This window comes from Tianweitania aestuarii, from assembly GCF_018457165.1.
GTDB lineage: Bacteria > Pseudomonadota > Alphaproteobacteria > Rhizobiales > Rhizobiaceae > Tianweitania > Tianweitania aestuarii.
This window is the reverse complement of the sequence record NZ_JAFMNX010000003.1, coordinates 82,205-102,082: the sequence shown is the minus strand read 5'-3', so window position 1 is coordinate 102,082 and position 19,878 is coordinate 82,205. Positions and strand designations below refer to the sequence as shown.

The 19,878-nt window shown below is 59.2% G+C and carries 17 protein-coding genes and 1 pseudogene; 14 read left to right on the top strand and 4 right to left on the bottom strand.

Annotated features, from left to right (window positions below; genetic code table 11):
* Positions 1-141 precede the first annotated feature (141 nt).
* The 8 genes from JYU29_RS12325 (at position 142) to JYU29_RS12290 (ending at position 7,057) form a co-directional block, all read left to right on the top strand.
* A complete protein-coding gene (locus tag JYU29_RS12325) occupies positions 142-1,146 on the top strand; it encodes a hypothetical protein (protein WP_213985132.1) in 1,005 nt (334 codons plus the stop codon).
* Positions 1,146-1,760: a hypothetical protein gene (locus JYU29_RS12320; protein ID WP_213985131.1), complete on the top strand. Its 615-nt coding sequence runs from the start codon at positions 1,146-1,148 to the stop codon at positions 1,758-1,760. Before JYU29_RS12325 ends, JYU29_RS12320 begins: the two co-directional genes overlap by 1 nt.
* Positions 1,757-3,676 (top strand): AAA family ATPase, encoded by a 1,920-nt coding sequence (locus tag JYU29_RS12315; RefSeq protein WP_213985130.1) that lies wholly within the window; start codon positions 1,757-1,759, stop codon positions 3,674-3,676. The genes JYU29_RS12320 and JYU29_RS12315 overlap by 4 nt, the downstream gene beginning before the upstream one ends.
* Complete coding sequence (locus JYU29_RS12310; protein WP_213985129.1) at positions 3,670-4,026, top strand: DUF6634 family protein; 357 nt, start codon at positions 3,670-3,672, stop codon at positions 4,024-4,026. Before JYU29_RS12315 ends, JYU29_RS12310 begins: the two co-directional genes overlap by 7 nt.
* Before the next feature lie 293 nt (positions 4,027-4,319).
* A complete protein-coding gene (locus JYU29_RS12305; protein ID WP_213985128.1) occupies positions 4,320-4,919 on the top strand; it encodes an ATP-dependent metallopeptidase FtsH/Yme1/Tma family protein in 600 nt (199 codons plus the stop codon).
* 400 nt (positions 4,920-5,319) lie between these two features.
* Positions 5,320-5,676, top strand: coding sequence for a hypothetical protein (locus JYU29_RS12300; RefSeq protein ID WP_213985127.1), 357 nt, complete (start codon positions 5,320-5,322; stop codon positions 5,674-5,676).
* Between the two features lie 484 nt (positions 5,677-6,160).
* Positions 6,161-6,490 carry an RcnB family protein gene (locus tag JYU29_RS12295; protein WP_213985126.1) on the top strand — a complete coding sequence of 110 codons (330 nt, stop codon included), beginning with the start codon at positions 6,161-6,163 and terminating at the stop codon, positions 6,488-6,490.
* 165 nt (positions 6,491-6,655) lie between these two features.
* On the top strand, positions 6,656-7,057 hold the full coding sequence (locus JYU29_RS12290) for a DUF930 domain-containing protein (RefSeq protein WP_213985125.1): 402 nt from the start codon (positions 6,656-6,658) through the stop codon (positions 7,055-7,057).
* Here the strand turns inward: JYU29_RS12290 and JYU29_RS12285 are convergent.
* Positions 7,048-7,311: a DUF6894 family protein gene (locus tag JYU29_RS12285; protein ID WP_213985124.1), complete on the bottom strand. Its 264-nt coding sequence runs from the start codon at positions 7,309-7,311 to the stop codon at positions 7,048-7,050. The two genes, JYU29_RS12290 and JYU29_RS12285, sit on opposite strands and share 10 nt — an antisense overlap.
* Before the next feature lie 76 nt (positions 7,312-7,387).
* Positions 7,388-7,537, bottom strand: a complete 150-nt coding sequence (locus tag JYU29_RS12280; protein ID WP_213985123.1) for a hypothetical protein — start codon at positions 7,535-7,537, stop codon at positions 7,388-7,390.
* Between the two features lie 639 nt (positions 7,538-8,176).
* Between JYU29_RS12280 and JYU29_RS18425 the strand changes: the two genes are divergently transcribed.
* Together JYU29_RS18425 and JYU29_RS12275 are read left to right on the top strand one after the other, a co-directional pair.
* Positions 8,177-8,299: a hypothetical protein gene (locus tag JYU29_RS18425; RefSeq protein WP_284144925.1), complete on the top strand. Its 123-nt coding sequence runs from the start codon at positions 8,177-8,179 to the stop codon at positions 8,297-8,299.
* 182 nt (positions 8,300-8,481) lie between these two features.
* On the top strand, positions 8,482-9,342 hold the full coding sequence (locus JYU29_RS12275; RefSeq protein ID WP_213985122.1) for a sensor domain-containing diguanylate cyclase: 861 nt from the start codon (positions 8,482-8,484) through the stop codon (positions 9,340-9,342).
* Between the two features lie 81 nt (positions 9,343-9,423).
* Here JYU29_RS12275 and JYU29_RS12270 read toward each other — a convergent pair whose 3' ends face one another.
* Together JYU29_RS12270 and JYU29_RS12265 are read right to left on the bottom strand one after the other, a co-directional pair.
* Positions 9,424-9,741 (bottom strand): hypothetical protein, encoded by a 318-nt coding sequence (locus tag JYU29_RS12270; RefSeq protein WP_213985121.1) that lies wholly within the window; start codon positions 9,739-9,741, stop codon positions 9,424-9,426.
* A 1,632-nt stretch (positions 9,742-11,373) separates the two neighbouring features.
* A pseudogene (locus tag JYU29_RS12265) lies at positions 11,374-12,930 on the bottom strand (ParB/RepB/Spo0J family partition protein); the annotation flags it as partial.
* 332 nt (positions 12,931-13,262) lie between these two features.
* Here JYU29_RS12265 and JYU29_RS12260 point away from each other — a divergent pair.
* The 4 genes from JYU29_RS12260 (at position 13,263) to JYU29_RS12245 (ending at position 19,780) form a co-directional block, all read left to right on the top strand.
* Positions 13,263-13,892, top strand: coding sequence for a hypothetical protein (locus JYU29_RS12260; RefSeq protein ID WP_213985120.1), 630 nt, complete (start codon positions 13,263-13,265; stop codon positions 13,890-13,892).
* Positions 13,893-13,970: 78 nt separating this feature from the next.
* Positions 13,971-15,152: a Fic family protein gene (locus tag JYU29_RS12255; RefSeq protein ID WP_213985119.1), complete on the top strand. Its 1,182-nt coding sequence runs from the start codon at positions 13,971-13,973 to the stop codon at positions 15,150-15,152.
* A gap of 148 nt (positions 15,153-15,300) precedes the next feature.
* Complete coding sequence (locus JYU29_RS12250) at positions 15,301-16,215, top strand: hypothetical protein (protein ID WP_213985118.1); 915 nt, start codon at positions 15,301-15,303, stop codon at positions 16,213-16,215.
* Between the two features lies 1 nt (position 16,216).
* Positions 16,217-19,780: a DEAD/DEAH box helicase gene (locus JYU29_RS12245; protein WP_213985117.1), complete on the top strand. Its 3,564-nt coding sequence runs from the start codon at positions 16,217-16,219 to the stop codon at positions 19,778-19,780.
* The last annotated feature ends 98 nt before the right edge of the window (positions 19,781-19,878 follow it).

Here is a 19,878-nt window from a genome sequence, read left to right as displayed (position 1 = left end):
GCGCCGTTGGGGGCGTGGCCCAACCGCTGCCAAGCTCGCATCGACCACGACCACACCCAATCAACACGAACGGCACAACCGGGCGCTGCGAACGCGCGCGCCGTGCGGGCTGCTGTTTCCTTACCCCCTTGGAGTTTGATCATGACCCTTTCTGCACCGCTCATCAGCGGCCCCAGACAGGCTGTTGCCGACAGCCATGCTGTTGCGCCGTTCGCAACCGTAGACCTCGAGCAGCTGTTGCCCGCCTTCGAGCAGCTGGTTGTCGAAACCGTCGCGCAGGTTGAGGCTTGCCCAGCGAAGTCGGACCCGACCTTCCTCGGCTATGAAAGCTTGCTTGCCGCCATCCGCTCGGCAACGACGCTTGAAGGCACGCTGCTTGAGAAGGGCATTGCGCTGGTGGCCGTCGCCAATCCGGACCTTGTTCTGGTGCAGCTCGAGCGGCCGCTTCCTGTCCATGAAACAGCCAAGGCCGTGTTCCGGCGCAACGACTGGGCGAGGGCTTCCGGGCTGCGGCTCGACTCCGAAGTCGCGACGCGCGAGTTCTATAAACCCGACCTTCTGATCGTGGCCGGTGGTCGGCAGCTCGCGCTCATCATCGACGTGAAGCGCTCGGTGTCTTCTTACAAGCCGCGCGCCCTGGCGGAGCTGCGCTCGCGCATGATGGCCAGTGCGCTTGTTGTTCGTGATGTTCTGGAGCGCGACCACGATGCCCCACCTGTAGCGCGTGCCGATATCGCCATCATCGACGGCGCAAGCGAGTGCCGCGATGAGGCCAGGGGTGTGTTTGCGCTGGCCGATCTCGACTGGCTTCTGCAGATCAACGGCGCGGCTTCTGCGATTGAGCGGCTGCGTGATCTTTATGGCGACAAGGTTCGCGCGGTTCTGGACGCGCGTTGCCGAGCCATCATTGTGCCGCGCTCCGAGCAGCGGGGGGAGGTCGTACGCGGTGTGGGCAGGGTGAGGGGCAACGATGATCCCGAGCTTGCCACTTCCGGGCAAGGCACCGAAGAAGCTCGCCCCAAGGCAGATGAGGACGATGCTGGCGAAAGCGATGGTTCAACCCTTCAGATGCCTGGTTCGCAATTGGCGGCTCGTAACCGGCGCCCCCGCATCACCGTCGGCATTGCATCGCGGGGCGCACACTGATGAGCATGACCCGCAAGCCCTATGGCCAGCCTGGCGAAGCTGGATGGACTCTGCCACCAAGTGCTGACGACGGTAAAGTGATCCTGCTCAGCGACGTTCGGAACACACGGCAGCGCCGTGATGCCGTGCCGCTGCCGGTGCAAAGGCCAGTCGACCATGCGCAAGAGAAGCGGACTGGCTCAGAGTTCATCGGCTCCCCGGACCTCGCCGCCATCGCTCGCCATCCCTCTTATACAGAGCGGCGGCGCAGGCTGGCTGAGGCCATGACTTCTATCCATGGCCAGCAGCCAACCGAGCGGCTGCTGGATCATCAGATGATCGCCACAGGGCTGGCCGCGGGGCACGGCGCGACCCTGGACGGGCCAGTTGGCGAGCGCGTGTGGCCGCTGGGCAACCCATACGCCGATCCCGCTGTTGTCGTTGGTCTGGTGCTTCATCATGTCAGGCACACCGCCAGTCGCGGTCTGCCGATCCCGGCGGGGTTCCTCACCGCACTCGATGAGCATGTGGCTTGCGGCAATGCCGCCGCACGGCTGGTGCGCGATTGGCTGACTGCACGCGATGTCTCCTGCGAGCACAGTCAGCTTCGGATGCATCGTGGAGAAGAGACATGAGCGTGCGGCTGAGGAAGCATCTGCTTTATCGCTTGCGCCACGAAGCAAGGCGGCGGGCAGTGGACCGTGCGCTTGAGCGCGGCCTTTTGGCGACAGGCGAGGCTGCTGCCGCTTCAGGTGAAGGCGAGCATCAGCCTTCCAAGCGGAACAAGGCCGAACCGCAAAACGACTTCACTTTCGGCCTTGCGGCGGATGATAATGATGCCAGTTCTGGCGGTAATGCCGATGGGCTCAAGCGTCTCACCCTCGGTCCGGTTCTCCTCGGCAAGACACGGCAGGAGACGGCCATCATCCTCCAACGGTCGGGTCTGGCTTTCGAAAGCGGCGGCTTTGATCCGGAGGCACTCGTCACCGTCGCCGAGATCTCGAGCACTGTACGTGCGCGTGCCGTGCCACATGCCGACGAAGTCGCGGTGATGCTTCTGATCGCAGGAGCCGTGGAGCGGATTGGGTTGTCAGATGAGGCTTGGCGAGGCTGTCTGCGGCGTCGAGACTGGCAAGCAACCATGCTGTCGCCCGTGGACGGCTTTGAAGCACGGCTGATCCGCATGTTGAAGGAGGGATCCTTTGGGCAAACCATTGGTGTTTGCAGCAGCTCTGATCTGACCGTCGAGACCACTGGTTTGCCTTCTCGCTTCAAGCAAGGTCGAACGGTGATCCTGTTTCGTGGCAGCGAAGACAACCAATACGGGATCACCGGAGTTCAGGACAAGGTCGCCTTCGCTGCAAGGCTGGCTGTGCCTTTGCTGGGACTGGCGGAGGAAGCCGAGCACCTGCCGTCGCGCTTGTGCCGTGCCGCAGACCTTTGTCTCCAAACCGGGCCGCTGACGACAGTCATTGTGCGCGACACCTTCCATGAGGTTCTTGGCTCCGCACCCGGTGATCTCCCGCAACGCCTGCCGGATGCCGTAGCCGCAGCTTTGTCGATCCACGATCTTGCCGCTGCCATGCGACCGGGACTTGAGCCGCAGGCCGTGCTTACCACCCTGGTGCGGCTTGCAGGGCAGGGCGATGATGCCGAGAACAGGAACGGGAGCACCAAGGGTGCTCAATCGGCGAAGGGCGATGCTTCCCGATCGGGTGGGTGGCGCAGTGGTGCGTGGGATAAAACAACCCGCAGAGGCGGTGCCATCTCTTCGGGCAGCGAGGTCATCGAGCCAGCCGCACTCATGACAGCCGGTAGCGCTTCGATTGATGCCGGTGAGCCAGGGCTTTCCATGCCGCCAACCGTCGAGACGCTGCACGGCTATAACAAGGCGAGCGATTGGGCGCTCGATCTGAAGCTCGACCTGGCGCTCTGGCAGGCAGGCAAGCTTCCCTGGTCGCAGATGAGCACCAGGCTGCTGCTGTCCGGACCACCGGGAACGGGCAAGACGACCTTTGCCCGCGCGCTCTGCAACACGCTGCAGGTACCCTTAATCGCGACGTCGGTGTCGACCTGGCTGGAGCCGAGCCACCTTGGCGATGTCATCAAGCGCATGCGGATGGCTTTCGAGGAAGCTGAGAGCCACGCGCCAGCCATTCTGTTTGTGGACGAGATCGATGGCATCGGCAGGCGCGGCCAGAAGAACGAATATGACGACTACTGGAACAGCGTCGTCAACAAGCTGCTCGAACTCATGGATGGCACAACCAGATCCGACGGGTTGATCATTGTGGGGGCGACCAACCACCCGGATGTGATCGATCCGGCCATCAGGCGGTCAGGACGGCTGGAAACCCACATCGAGATCTCGCTGCCCGACGTGGATGCCCTGGTCGGCATCCTCGCTCACCATCTGGGCAATGATTGCTCAACCGTGATCGCCTCAAGGCCGCAGCCGCGTTCCGAAGCAAGGCACGAGGAGGCGGGGAGGCCGTCCGCGCCACCTCCATCAAAGACGAACCCACAACAGATGGAGCCCGGCCAATGCTGATGTTCGATCCCAAACGGAAGACCCATGGTTCGGCTTTCAACCAGGCGCTCGAGCGTCTCAGAATCTTGATGGCAGACATGGAAGCGGTGCAAGCGGGATTGGACCCCGCCAGTCTTGCTGGCGAGCCTCCGCTGTTGAACCGCTGGGCTCTAACGTGGCGCCCTGCCCAGTGTTTGACCGGGCACTCCACCGGTCATCCGCTTCTGCCTGGCGGGGAACGCGAGATCATCACCTCGGATCTGCAACTCCTTTCCAGGGATGGTTGCTGGGCGCGTACGAGCTCGCGCTGGTACCGCCTCGGCGAGCCAAACGATGCTCAACCCATGTTCGTGTCCAGGCCGCAGCATTAGCTCCGGCGACGGGGCGCACGTTCATGCAATCAATCAACGAAGGGACACCCATGGCAAACGCCAGCGGAAACGAGCCGCACCGAAGATCATCGACCGGTGCCGTATTCGGGCGACGCGCGCCATCGCTATCGCCATCGCCAGTGCCGTCTTCGCTGCGCCCGCTCGCGCGTCTGGCCGTCGGCCGAAGCGGTGCAGACATCGAGCGCGTTGTTCGTGAAGCAAGGCGCACAGCCCGGCGCGCGGGCAGGGACCTGAACTGGGATGACCTTGTCCATGCATTGAGTGCTGACCGGATGAACAGACCTGAGCCGGTGCGCTGGCGCATGGCTGTGCATGAGGCAGCTCATGCCCTGGTTCATCTTGTTGTTGGCCGCGGTGACTTGTTTGTTGTTTCCATTGAAGCCGATACGGGCGGCATTGTGCGCGTCGAGCCGCAACCGCATGTTCCGGATACCGAAGCCTCTACCATGGCGCAGATGGTTGTGCGCCTGGCAGGCCGTGCGGCCGAGGAGATCGTGGTTGGCGACCCGGTGGCCGGATCGGGCGGTTCAGCCAACAGCGATCTCGCCATCGCAACCGAGCTAGCTGTGATGCTGGAAACATGCCTTGGCTTCGCAAGCTATCAGCGGCTTGTTTATCGCGACGTGAGTGACCGCAGCCACATCCTGACGCTTGATGCCCGCCTCGCCGCCGCAGTCCACGAACGGCTGGAGGCTTGCTTTGAACAGGCAAGCGCAATCCTGAAGGCGGAAAGCGACACGCATCTGTGGCTGGCAAAGACCTTGTTGCACCATGGTGTGCTGGAAGGTGCGGAACTGGCTGATGTCGTCGCTAAAGCCCAGCAACGCTTAACAGTGCGGCGCAACCACCAGCCTGCGGGAGCGGCAACGTAAGAGCCGGTTACAAAGGTGGGGCTGCTCGAGGTCATACGGCCACGTCCGTCGCCCGCATGACCTGCAATGAACCGAAACAGCGTCTGATGACGTGCCCGCAAGGCATCTCGATTTACGGTAATCCGATTCAGGCCTGCAGGTTTGTGATTCAAGGCTAGAAGCCAACGTTGCAAGGTTCTGGACCAACGATTCAGAACCCAACGCCAGCGTTACACCTGCTCACCTTGTTTGCAGAACAAGGCAATTCAGGTCACCCGCACGTCAGATCAAATCGAGAAAATTTGCGGTCATCCGATTCACAATGCGAGAAATCCGATTCAGCGCAAACAGCGTTTGTGACTTGCAAGGCCGCCCGTCATCCTTGTTCTACGGCGATGGTGCCGGACGAGAGGAGGCAGGGATGGCAGGACGAGACAAACGCGACGAGCGGCTGAGGAAGCAGCGGGAATACCAACGAGACTATCGCAAGCGCATCAAGGCATCACGCGAACCGACCCGTGATGAGATCGCGCGCGAGCTCCTGCATTATGCGATCACGGAGAACCTCAAGCATAAACGCGAGGAGAAGCTGGATGCTCTGGCAGACGCGGTGATCGAGCGGCTGGTTAAACGCGGGTTCGATGCCAAGGCTACCGAGAATGCCTTTAACGGGATCGTAGACCGCTACAAGGCGGGTTGGACTTTCCAGGGCAGGGGGCATCTCTTGCCGCAGCCGGATGCGGCAACGCACGATGAGGACGAAGGCGACGACGATTAGACCCACAAGGGCGATCGTCGGCCTAGCCGCTTCGACTGCTCAACTGGTTGGTGCGCAATCCAGACCTTTGCACGCTTCCGGAGCGAGCTGGCGGCCTTCCTGTTTCAAGCCGAGGGCTGCGCTGACCCTTGTGCCTTCAGCCGCCTGAAACGCACACGCTCATCAAACGCCGTTATCATCCACCTCATCCTGCTCTCCCCATTACTTCACCAAACGCAGTTTGCGAGATTGCCGATTCAAAGTTGTGGGACGGCGATTCAGTCCGGTCACCCGGGTCGCCGATGCCCCATCACTGTTCCGTAGAAGCTGGCATGGGAAATGATTTCCTGAGAATTCGGTAGGGATGAAGCGTTAGCCTCTTCGCTGCTCGAACCTCCATGAAAGACAGTTAGATCATAACCAAATTGTAAGGTGCCTATTCATTCTGGTTCATTGGGCGAGCTCGATACTTCGTGCGTGCAACACCTGCACAACAGGAGTTTTCATGAAGAAGTTTGTTCTGGCCGCGCTCGCCATCACTCTCGTTTCAACAGCCGGTTTTGCTCAGGCCGCTCCGGTCGCCAGCCTGTCAATCAAGACTGACGTATCCAGTAGTTCTCTCGTCCTCGTAGATAGCCGTGGTCGTGACAAGTCACGCCACTGGTCGAGGGGGCAGAAGCTGGATCGGGGCCACTGGAACAGCCGAATTCGTGACTACAAGCGCTTTGGATTGCGTGCGCCGAACCGCGGCCACCACTGGGTTAAAGTCGGCCGCCAGTACTTGCTGATCAACGATCGCTCGGGCAGCATCGTCTCGGTTATGCGAGTTCGCTAAAGCCGCGACCTGTACTCGGGCGGCACCGCTCCTTCGGGGGTGGTGCCGGCCCCATTTTGCGTGCTGTGAACGATCATACAGCAGGCCATGTCACTGTTAGAAGACTCTGACCTTAGAAAGACGTCGGTCTTGACGCTAAGGCCGCGGTGACCATAGACGTGGCGTATGATCGCTTGGAAAAAAGCAACTCTGTCAGTGGCAGCTGGGCTGTTCTTGACTACGCACTCCTGGGCTCTTAGCGACGAGCGCCTGAATACGCAGCTGATGCGGCTTGATCGACAAACCAGACTTGAGCAGACCTGTGACCTCGAGGTGTTGCTCTTGATCAATCGCGAGCACAAAAAGCTTAACGTCGACAAAGTCATTGCCTACTCGTTTGCAGAGCCAATCGTAGGCCATAACCAGATCGAGGCACCTGGCGCTGTGTTTCGTAGCAAGGGTGAGTGGTATCGCCTCCGCTACTGGTGCGAGACAGGCGCCAAGCACCTCGACGCTCATAAGCTTCGCTATGAGGTTGGTGCCGCAGTTCCGCATGGAGAATGGCTCAAGCACAACCTCTACGATTGAGCGCCAAGCTCAATTCTCAGCCGTTCAGCTGCTTTCGCCTCGATTATGATCTTGAACGTGAATATCAGCCGGTCACCGGCTCTGATCTCGATCGCCGTTGCCCGTCTTGTGTCATCGGTCACAGCGAGCTTCACGAACTCGGTCAATCTGTCTGATGCTTCCATCTTCGCTGCATCGAAGCTTGCGAGTTCCAAGCCCGAATTGTCCACCAACAAGCTGTCACCATCGCGAAGGTCGAAAAAGTAGCGCATCATCACTCCTGCAGTGAGTGCTTGTATTTTTGCGAACCGGTGCCGCTCCAATCAACGGCACCGGGTTGTCGACGTTTGTCTAACTGGGACCCAGTGCGAGTCTCCAGCCGATCGCAATCAAGGCGCCGAAAATCGCCACGGTTGAGGCAAGCGGCACGATGAAATCGACTCTCCAAGGAGAGTGTGTTGGGTCCTGCTGATCTTTGGGATCTTTGTCTTCAATAGCCATGAGGGATCGTCCCCTTCCAGCATGAGGAGAAAGGCCGCACCACGGGCGACCATCCATAACTTGGGTTGAAGTGACTAGATCAGCAGTGAAGGCGGAGCACGTGCCTGATACGCGGAAGCACAACGCCCGCAGACATTCCCACCCGAGAAGCCAAACCGACTGTTCTGAGTTGACGGATGGAAAAGGTCTTCCTGCTCAGGTGGAAGACCTGCTACTGGCGACTTCACCGCATGTTTGGCTATTCCGCGAGCATCCGCGGCGAGCCAGTGGCCACCAACATTTGCCGCAACGGTGAGCGTTGCTCCATCTGCTGGCGGCGAGCCAATGATTGGCTGGAACGTTGGCGCTACATTGACGATCCAGAAAAACGAAACAATCAGCGCTAAAGCGCAAAATCTCAGTGCTGGTAAGGATCGTTGCATGCTTCAGTCCTCATCATGAGGCTGAAGCCTAGAGAGTTGACAAACACCGAGCTTAAAGCGCGTGCTCCTGTTTGCCAATGCCAGTCGTTCAGTGAAGCCGAGGGCACTTAAATTCTGTTGATCGAATGTTCTAGCTTGTTTTAGTCACAGACCTGCATAACAGCCGGCTGACCGCTTTTTCGGCCGAGTACCTGATTGTCGTTTAGGAGACAGCGCCATGAGACTTTTTCAGCCCGACGATGGTCTCCCAGAGAAGATCGGCAGTGTTATTGCGATCATAGTCTCGATCGGGGTGTTGGGTGTCTTTGTTCTCGTCATGCGACCGGTTTTCGGCTTCTGATTCTCGCGGCACTTCAACACGAAGGCATGAATTCCCCAATCAGCTGTTAACCACCGTTGTCGATTTTTGCGGTTGGCCGACGCCGGTCTCAGAACTGAAACATCTGACGAGGCTTTCCTGGCATTAACCTGCTGCGGATTATCCCTGATGGATGCAGTTCGGCAGGGATCAAGGGAGGATATATGCAGCTCAGCTTCGACTTAAACGCGTTAGATGTCTCAGTCTTCGTCGTTGATGTAGAAGATGGTGGATGCTTCCGCATCTTTGGGATGAATGCAGCTGCGGAACGCGAAACGGGAATTGTAAGCGCATCTATTGAAGGCAAGCTTTTCGAAGAAATCTTTGAACCGAATTTGGCACGCACCCTTAGCGAGCGTTACACCAGCTGCGTTAGGACCCGTAAAGCGTTCCAGTTTGAGGAACTCGGCTCATTGGTATCAAGAGGCGATTGGTACCGCACAACACTGTCGCCATGCCTCGATCCTGTAACAGGCGACGTGTCGCGCATCATGGCCATTTCGCAGAACATCACCGCGATCAAGAAGATTCAGCTTGAACTAAAAAGCTTTGCTTTCACAGATGCTCTGACCGGTCTGGCTAATCGTCGAGCTTTTGATCAGGAGGTGGAAAATGGATGCGCAGAGGCAGGTTACACCGGACGTAGTTTCTCGCTAGCTGTTGCTGATCTGAATGGGCTGAAACGCATAAATGACACGCTCGGTCATCGCTTTGGCGATGAAGTCATTAGATTGGTTGGTTTCGCTTTGAAAGAAGCCTTGATGCCCAACGAAACGGTTGCGCGGGTGGGCGGCGACGAGTTCTACCTGCTGTTGCGCGACGCAAACAGAACAGCACTTGATATGCGCTTGGCGCGATTAAGGGCGGTAGTCGGCAGCATCCGGCCGAGCGATGTTTATAGCGAAAGTTTTGCTATCAGCGCAGGTGGTGCAGTGTGGCATCCTGGCGATGACGTATACGAGGTCTTAGCTGCGGCTGATGCCGATATGTATCTCGAAAAGGCTCTACAATCTCGACAGGAGTGAGTTGGTTGAGAGGCTGGTCCTGTACTAGCTAAGATAAGCCAGTTCCACTGGCGCTCTAGCATGTTCGCATCTGTCGGCATTTCAATGTAGCACCGTCCGGCTCTTGAAGATGGGCATGCCGGCGTGAATAATACCTGCTGCCTCTGCAATCTTCAAACTGATCTCACTTGGTGTAAAGCACTCGATAAGGCGCGCCATTCCACGGAGTTCTTCCACCACATCTAAGAGGTCGCTGCTATTGTTGTTAGCTATCAGCTTCAGGTCTAGGGTATGCTGGTGCTGGTCTTGGATCAGGGCTGCAGCGCGTAGGATGAATCGAATACGTTGGCTACGCGAAAGCTGATCAATCTCATTGGCAGCTCTAAGAAGGTCGAAAACAAAGATCGTGGTCTCGCTCAAAAGCTAGCCGATCCTTGTGCCTTGACTGCTGCATTCGTCGTTTGACCAGCTAGGTGACAGAACAAACGAGCGGCGCGTTCCCTTGGTGACTGAGTGGGCATGATATTGTCGGATTAGGTAAGAGCATCGTCAGATCTTCAACATCTTAGACAAAAGCGTCTGAAATGTGGAATGAAGCTCATGTCAAAATATTGCAGTCGCTCTGCAAAGTACCGCGTAGTTTCATCTCGCGGCTCTTTCCGATGGTCACAGCCTGCGCGCTCCAACTTGGTGTTTATGCTCGGCAGTATCAGCGATTTTCCCCTTTGCTCTAATCCCCGTAAGCACCCAGCTTTTCACAATGGTCAGGGTAGCATGTGTGCTCCCTGCTTAGGCTACGTTGATGGGATTGGCGCAGCAGTCGGGTCGATCAGCCAGCATGACAGGATTGTTCAGGGGGACCCTGCGTGTGCACAGCCCATGCTTGCCGGATCGAGAATATGTTCCTATTCCAATCCCATGACGCGAACCATTGACACACTTGGAAAGGCGATCCGGCAAAGCCTTGTGCTACAGGTCGACTGTCGACAATGCAGTCGGCGGCAGCACTTTGATCTAGGGGGTCTTTACGCGCTTTATGGCGCTGGCCGTGATCCGCTTTCGATTCGGTTTGGCTGCGTCGAATGCGATAAGCTTGGTCGCTCGACTTTAGTAAGTATTGGGCTTCTTCCACATGGGACGATGGTTCTGCATCGCGTGAATGGAAGCTGGCTAGGTAAGCCCTCGGTAGATATCAGGCGTGCCTGAGGTAGAGTCCGGTTGAGAAAGTCAGAAGTAGCAGCACCATGTTTTTGTCCTCTTGATCAGTGGTGCGCTTAGCGGCGACAGAGGGCTGCCCGGGAAAATCTACTTAGCAGAGGCCTAAACCGGCTATCGGCATGAGACTTAAGCTTTCGAAGGTCGCAGCTGCTCTCGTGTTACTAGTCATCAACTTACGTCATCCTAAACTTAGCTGCCGATGACCGCGGCCAGCGGCTACTTCTAACAAGTCCGCTTCTTACGCTCGCTTACGGTCAGGCATTGGCGGCCTTTCCTTTGATAAGGGAGAGCTAACCTGCCGAACTTTGACCAGGAACCTTGATCTCCACCTGGTCGTGGATGCGAGGCTAACCTTGGATGCCAGATCGGAACCAACTCCAAAGATTTCTTAATACGCAGTCGTGATCGACGATGCGATGCACAGCTCAGATCCGTCCGATGTGAGCGGGCTCATCCCGCTTCCCGAGTTCCGAATGCCCTCGGTAGGCGGGAGGGTTCTAAAACGATCTTCGATCACTTGCGGGATGTGGCACCTGTCGGGCTTGGGAAATCATTTCTCAGGTTCGACGGGCGGAGATCGGGAACTGTGCCCGGGGGGAGGCATGGAGAGGACGTTCGTTCCCATCAGCAAGGCCAAACGTCTTGCGAAATTGCGGGCTCTCACACCATGTGTATCGTGCTAGGGATCGTGTGTTGTATCGCTGACCTGGCGGGTGTGTGCCCTTTTTTCGGGGATAGCGCGGTTTAGACCCCTTTGGAAAGGAGAGTCCCCCCCTCTCCGCCATTTCAGTCCCATAGTGGGCACGCTGATTCCCGCCGATTTCCCGCTAGAGACCCGTCCGCATGGGAAGCGAGATAGGCGCTGCTCAACCGGATTTCGAGGCAGGACGCTTCCCCGCCGCGATAGAAGGTCTGCGCCGCCAACGCGTGAACCACGGCGATAAGCGCCGCATCGGGCTGCTCGCCAAGGGCGAGGCGAAGGCCAAGGGTGCGATGGGCGGTCAGATCGCGGACGAGAAGGTCCGACAGCGGCTTTCCCGCATCCCCGACATCCTCGTCCTCGGTCTCGAGCGCGGGATCCGCCCGCTCGTTCTCGTTTCCCTCGTCCCCGACGATCTCCCCATCCTTGGTGACGGTCACGCCATCCACTTCATAGGTGGCGCTTTCCGCTTCCTCTGGTTCCGGCGCTTCGTCCTCGGCGCGGATGAAACCACGCTCGATCCGGGGCGTGCCGTCATGGTTGAGGATGACGAACACGCCGCCGCGCGCGATCTCATCGGCGTCATAGGCGTGGCGCTTGGCGTCGATCTGCTCGATCTCGGCTTCAAGCTCCGCCAACCTCTGATCCACCTCATCGGGCAGGTCTACATCGGCGTCCTGCCATTCCGCCGACAGGCGCTCCAACTCCTCCTGCGCGTTGTCATAGGTGGCGGCGTCTTTCTCCGACAAATCCACCGGATGCGGATAGCTGCGGCGCAAGCCGTGGGCATGGGGATAGTCGATGTGAGCGGCGCTCCACTTCCATCCCTCTGCCGCCTGCACCTCGGCGGCGATGAATTCCAGCTTTCCGATGACAAGCCGGTCGAGCAACCCGGCATCCTCGAAATAGCCGCCCCGATCCTCGGTGAAGAGGTCGCGGATGATCGTGCCGCCTGCCTCCGCATAGGCGTCCGCCCCGACGAAACGCGCCCGCCGTTCAGTTGCCTCCACATTTGCCTTGGTCAGATCACGCCGGATCGTCGCGGGTTCGCGGTTCCACGACAGATTATCGAAAACCTGTTCCTGCCGATCATGATCCTCGGTGATGGCGAAGGCCATCAACTGATCCAGCGACAAACCGCCATCCCTATAGACCTGCATCAGCTTCGGGCTGACCGCACCAAGCCGAAGCCGCTGCTTCACGACATGGGAAGAAACCCCGAACCGGGCGGCAATCTCTTCCGCCCCCCATCCGCGATTATCCGCCAATTCCCGGAACCGCTCGAACTGGTCGGCGGGGTGCATGGCCTCGCGGGTGACGTTCTCATCAAGGCTGATTTCCGCAGCGTCATTCTCGGTGTCCAGAACGCAGCGGATGGCTTCCGTCTTCTTGATCTGCTTGCGCTTAACGCGCAGCAACTGCGCGAGCCTGCGGCCTTCTCCGATGGTCACGAAATAGCTGTCGGTCGGTTCGCCCTCCGCGTTCGTCTCCGGCTCCACCACCAGATTTTGCAGCATACCCTTCGCCGCAATGCTGGCCGACAGCGCTTCGATATGGGCTTCGCTGTGCGGGGTCGTGCGGGCGTTGCGGGGCGACTTCTTCAACTTGTTCAGCGGCACGAACAGCACCGCGCCGTTTTCGGCGGCGGGGACTCCGGAAACCGTGGCGGTCGTTTCAATAGTGTTGGTCATAGTCTTGATCCTCATTGGCTTGGGTTGGAGCGCAGCGCTGCGCTGCAACCCTGGCCGTCGCCGAGACCGGGGGGTGCAAGGAGCAAGGGCGGCCGGGACGGAGGGGGATCGCCCGGCCTGCACGGAACGGAGGAACGATGCGGAGGAAGGCTGGGGATACCGTCCCGGCCGAGCGTCAGCGATCCCTTGCGCCGCGCCAGGGGGAGCCCCCCAAGCAACCGACCGGCATGAGCGCCAGCGGGCGCCGGGCAGGAAACAGGATCAGGATGTGAAAAACCGCTGAACCTGAAAACCGCGCATCCTGATTGCCGCAGCTACGCTTGTGGCGAGGTATGACCCAGTTCAACAGCCTTGCGCCGCTGGGCGGTCGTCAACGCGGTCCAGAACCGATGGACGCGCGCGGTCGGCATTTGTTTCAGATCTTCGATATGTTGTGCGCGGCGAAGCTCGATCTGGAAGAACGACGGGTGATGATCGATGTTGAAGGCCTGAAGCTTCCAGAACACGACGGCGGCTTATTTGGGGGTAAGCTTCTTGTTCTTGCGGTAGTAATCCAGAGCGCCCGACAGGATCGGATTGCTTTCTTTCGCGGCGAGCTGCTCCAGCGTGCGGATGCAGGATTCCAACTGCATCTGCTGGGTCAGCGTGGTGAGGTGACGCTTCGCCTCGGTCGGCGACAGGCGCCGACCTTTCTCCATGACCGCCACATCGAATTGCAATATGCAATGGGAACCGACCCAAAGCGTTGCGTCGGTATAGTGGTTGGCGATCTCGAAGTGATAGCGAAGGTCTTGCTGACCGCAGAGTTCACAGGTGTCGATGGGTTGCTCATGATCGACCGTGTTGTCGGTGAAGGACCATTCGTCGAACGCAGCCGGCAGGGTTCCCGCCACTTAAAGCGGAAGAATACTGTCACGAACCCGTTGCGTGTACCCGCCCATGATGGTGCCGCCCGTTATTAAAGAGTGCTTACCTTAGTTCATCTCCTATTTAAGCCAAGTGCCAATTGCTTAAATAACGCTGCGCCCACATAATGGGGCATGTCCGAATCAGCTTCCAACCTCCGGCTAGGCCGCTTTGTCGAGACCCCCGTGGCGGGTGAAATCGTGCGCGCCTTCGTGCCGCCGCCCTTGCCGCCGGAGCCGTCGATCGACGTGCTGGGCCTGCTGGAGAAGCTGAGCCTGGCGGAACGGGCTTTGGGGCGGCTGGACGGCATCACCATGCTGCTGCCGCGCCAGGAATTGTTCCTCTACATGTATGTGCGGAAGGAAGCCGTTCTTTCCTCGCAGATCGAGGGTACGCAATCGACCCTTTCGGACCTGCTCCGCTTCGAGACCGAGGCGCAGGCCGGCCAGCCGATCGACGACATCCGCGAAGTCTCGAACTACGTCGATTCCATGATGTACGGGCTGGAGCGGCTGGAAGAGCTGCCGCTGTCGTTGCGCCTGATCCGTGAGATGCACGCGCGGCTTCTGCAAAGCGGACGCGGCGGCACCAAGAACCCCGGCGAGTTCCGGCGATCGCAGAACTGGATTGGCGGCACTCGTCCCGGCAATGCGCTGTTCGTGCCGCCCCCGCCGACAGAGATGGACGGCTGCCTCGATGCGCTTGAGCGCTTCATGCACGAGGAAGGCTCGCGTCTGCCCGCCCTCATCAAGGCCGGGCTGTTGCATGTCCAGTTCGAGACCATTCACCCGTTCCTGGACGGCAACGGCAGGATCGGCCGCTTGCTGGTCACGCTGTATCTCTGCGTCAACGGCGTGCTGCGCAAACCGCTGCTTTATCTGAGCCTCTACCTGAAAACGCATCGCGCCGACTATTACCGCCTGCTTCAGGAGGTGCGCGAACATGGTGCATGGGAAGCCTGGCTCGACTTCTTTCTGACGGGCGTGGCGGATACAGCCAATCAGGCGTTCGATGCAGCGACCCGGATCGTTGATCTGTTCAAGGAGGACCGCGAACGGATCACGACGCAGAGCGACCGGGCCGGCTCGGCGCTGCGTATTCATGACCTGTTTCAGCAGAATCCTTTCCTGACCGCCAACCAGCTCGTTCAAAAGACGGGCCTCTCGGCCCCCACGGTCAATGCAGCGCTCGCTGATCTGGAGCGGTTCGGCATCGTCGAGGAAATCACCGGGCGCAAACGGGGGCGCGTGTTCAGTTACCGGCGATATCTCGCCATTTTGAGCGAGGGAACCGACCCTCTTCCCAACACGACCTGATGGAAGGAAGCCGGAGCGTATTCATTTATCATCTTGAGGGAGAAAGACGAAGAATAAACTCCGTCATTCGTAAGTATCCCCGTCGGATGTGCCCCAATGATTTTAGCATTAAATTAATGCAGATGCTGGGTTGGAGTAAATTAACAACATGATTAGATTTCAGCGTCTTGCGCCTATTCCGCTCAATTCGTGGCTGGTCGATCAAGGTATCCCGCATACGCATCAACGCTACCGGCTACGGGTTTGGCGGGAAGTTCACGGTGCCCTCGGCCCATTACGCGATGAACTTATCGCCTATGTCCAAGAAGCGCTGGACGATGCCCGGCGTCGGATACGTTCAGGCTTCCAAGACGATCTGTCGCCCTTCAACGATCCGGCTCACGACCCTGCTGCGCATTACCCCGCCATGCTTAATCGCATATCGCTTCAGGGGTATCTTGGCGAAACACTAGGCGTGCTCGCGGTTGAGCATTTCGGAGCTGTCGGCCATGCGGATTGGATGGTTCCAGCACTGCTCTTCCGTTTTCACGATCAAGAATTTCAGCATCTCGACTTAATCAACGAACGCATACTGGCCGGGGAAGCGTACGACCCAGATGCCGAAAAAGAGAAGCGACCGGGTCGGACAGGCGATGATGGACTGGCGTTCCGCATAGACGCCAATGGTGTGATTACCGACATTCTGACGCTCGAAGCCAAATGCCTCACGGTCAGCAACACCGCCATCATGAAAGACGCGCACGAGAAGCTCATGGTTGGCGGGAACCGGCCCAGCGGCGTTCGTGAGCTAATCAATCTCCTGACGGAATATGACACCCCTCAAGCGCAAGCTTGGCAACAGGCACTGCTCCAATTCTACCGGGATGGTTTTCGCACGGCGGCTCGGCACGATGGGCTGGCTTATGCTGTCGGTCATTCGCCCAAACAGCCTGCTGAACGGATTGCCTGGCTTCCTCCCGAAGCACCGCACCCTGCTTACACGATACAGCGCAACCTCGAAGCGATGGAGTTTCAGTTCGAGAATTTGGATGCTGTAGTCGATATATTGTACCGGGGCGCTTGAGATGGCGAACGCAGCTACGATCGCCATCGCCCGCGAAATTCGGGAAAATCTGGCCGGCCAAGCTCTGACGGCGCGCCAAGCCAAACTTTATAGCCAACGGCTACGGCGCGACATGGGCCGCGATGGCTTGGCGAGTTTCGGACCAGGAGACGTCGCCGGATATCTCGACGAAGCGATGTTGCTGTTGGAAAGCGGGTGGCTGGAGCGAAGTGCCGACATCAGCTCGCCGTGGCGCACGGCGATCAAGCGCGCGGCAGAAATCATCGAATGGCTTTCGCAATCCCAGTTGAAGCCGCCGGGCGCGCCGCTGCATTTGCTGGCCGCCGCGGCCTATCAGTTGGCCGATTATCCGGCGATGGCCCTGGGGCATCTACGGCGGCTACCGGAAGGAGAGCCGCTGTCGGAGCTTCTCCGCCAATTCGTGCGGGCAGACTTCCCGGCTGCTTTCAAGGCGGCGCAGACCTTCTGGAGCAGTTATCGCGGACTGCGAAGCGATGGTCGCATCGATCCCGATGATCTCGAAGTCGCGTCCGTCCAGCATATAGTCATGTGCATCGGGACGATCTGCGCATTTCTGAGGACGGGCGGTGATGCTCCCGTCGAGCGCGCGGTGGTTAAGCTAGAAGCGCTCGCCCTGGGATTCCTGCATAGCCGCGATCCCTATTCGTACCTGCTGGCGCGGCTGACGGCCGCCAGTGCGCGGCGCTTTATCGAAACCTGTTTATGGCCGCAGATCGACGGGCTTCGCCTCACGTCGAGCGGCCCGGCCGGCGACGCTCTCACGCAGTTCGCGCGCTCGGCGTTTGCCAACAAGCGAGCCCTTGTTTGGCCGGCGCAGGCTGCTGGCATCGCGAAGCTGCGCGACAACAACTCGTTCGTGTTGTGTACGCCAACCGGCTCAGGGAAAACCACGGTTGCGACCCTTGGCGCGGTCCAAGGTTTGTTTGCCGATCCGCCGGCAGGAGGTGCTGCCGGCAATCTTGTGCTCTACCTCGTGCCGTCCCGCGCGCTCGCGGCGGAGGTGGAAGGCCGTCTCGCCGAGGATCTTCGCGGGATCGCAGCGGAACCCGTTGTCGTGACCGGCCTGTATGGCGGCGTCGATTGGGGGCCGACCGATGCCTGGATTCAGACCGATCAGCCGACCGTAGTCATTTGCACGTTTGAGAAAGCGGATGCGCTCCTGCGTTATCTGGGCGTGCTGTTCCTCAACCGGGTCCGCACGGTCATCATCGATGAAGCCCATATGGTGGAGCAGGACGAAGCCCGGCTGACGGGACTGGGGGACGGAACATCGCGCTCGTTCCGGCTCGAACAACTCGGCACGCGCCTGATGCGCGCACGGGAAGATCATGAATTCCGCATTGTCGCGCTGTCTGCGGTGGCGGCACAGGCAGCGCCAGCCTTGGCCCGTTGGGTTTCCGATGCGCCCGATGCGCTCCCTACAAGCTCATCCTATCGCAGCACACGACAAATGCTTGGGCGTCTCGAAGTGCGCCCAACCGGTCAGTTCGCGATCCGTTACAGTCTGATGGATGGGAACTCGCTGAAGTTTGACGACGAGCGGCGGGACGACACACCGTTCGTACCCGATCCATTCCCCGCCGTTCCGGGGGGGATCGATGCAGAAGACGGACCCGAAGTTCGGATGCGCGCGCCGACGCTGTGGGCTGCGCTCAACCTGGCGGCAAAACGCCCGGATGGCTCAACGCCTTCAGTATTGATTTCGCTAACGCAGAATATCGACACCTTTGCCGCGACCTGCGCCGATCTTCTGGACAAATGGCAGGATATTGCACTTCCCAACTATTGGTCGATTGAGGAAGGTAACGAGATTTGGGCGCGATGCCTGGCGACCGCCATCGACTATTTTACAGCGGATTCCGTCGAGTATCGGCTGCTGGCGCGCGGTATTGTGGTGCATCACGGCAAGATGCCGGGCCTCCTCGCCCGGCGGCTGAAGACCGTTATTGATCGTGGCTATGTTCGAGTGATCATCGCCACATCAACCCTGTCGGAGGGGGTCAATATTCCAGTCAACTTCCTTCTGATCCCCAGCGTTTTCAGAAGTAACGGCGAACTGCCTTTGCAAGAGTTCAGTAATCTGATCGGCCGCGCGGGGCGGCCCGGTGTTGCAACGGAAGGCAGTGCGCTCGTTGTCCTGCCCGAGCGCACTTATGAGAACCGGTTCGGCCGGATTGTGCCAACCTATAACCGGCAGTGGAACGGCTATGAGAGCCTGGTCGCCCAACTAGAGGCGGCGACCGCAGCGGTGGGCGATCTAATCCCGGACGATCAGGCGTCGAGTCCGCTGGCCCACCTGCTTCGCGAACTGGAGCGTGCATGGAGAGCGGTGGTGGGCGGAGGAACCGAGGCTGAATTCATCGCCTGGCTTGAGCAGACGGCTGTCACTGAGCAAGCCGCAGACCCGCCAACCAGCCATGATTATCTCGATTCACTAGACGCATTTCTGGTCGCGGCGATACAGGAGGTCGAGGAACTCAAAGGTGTCGAACTCGACGACGCCCAGCTTGAAGCAGAATTAGCCAAGATTTGGCGACGCACCTATGCCCATGCGGCTTCGCATGGTGAGGCGCACCTGGCGACGATCTGGCTGGCGCGTGGCAGAGCGATCAAGGCCCAGTATCCGGACGCCGATGAGCGCCGCCGTCTATATAAGACGAGCCTGACGCCACGATCTGCAAAGCTGTTGCTGGACCGCGCGGAGGCAATTCGCGTCAAGCTTTCGCAGGGTGCCGACTATGCGCGGTGGACCGTCGAGGAGCAATTCGTCTTCATCCGCGACGTGCTAGCATTCCTGTCCGAAATTCCGGTTTTTGCGATCGAGACAAAACTTGGTCGGAAGAAGAACTTCAGCGACTGGCCGATGCTACTGCGGTGGTGGTTGGTCAAATCGACGCTGCCGCGACAGCCTCGCCCCAACGAGGTTACGAACTGGTACGGCTTTGTAGCGAACAACTTCATCTATCGCGGCAGTTGGGGACTTGGCAGCGTCATCGGCCTATTGCTGGATACAACTGATGACGGACAGCCCATTCGCGCGCTGGAAATAGCCGACTGGCCAATGAGCGGTTTGCCGTGGATCGGCTTCTGGCTGAAAGAGCTTATCAGTTGGGGCACACTTGATCCCGTGGCGGCCTTTCTTCTTGCGCGCGGCGATGCCGTGGATCGTCCGCAGGCGGAGCTGGATGCGAAAGCCTATTACGAAGGGCGCCCGGCGGGCGAAGATGCCAACGCGCTTCTCGACCCTCGGACGATCCGTGCGTGGGTGGAAACGAGGCAGCCCGCGCGCACAGCGCGCACAGGCACGGCAACGATCGCGATCGAAGTGGAATGTGTCCGTCCTGCCGAGGCGTATCGGCAGCAGCGACTGGTTGTATTACCGCTTGTGGAGGTGGACACGATCGTCTGGCTCGACCCCGCCGGTTATGAGGTGGCGCGAAGCGTAAAGCCAGGCGACTGGCCCGAGAAACCAGCCTTGTTCCAATTTGAGCTTCTGGTGGCCGTATCCTTCGTCATCGGCGAACCGTATCTGCCACACCGTTGAACCTTTTCGCCGAAGCAATGATGCGGCAGCGCGATTCTTCAGCGTTGGTTCTCCAACGAGATGGCCATCATGATACTCCGATCACGCGATATTGCCGC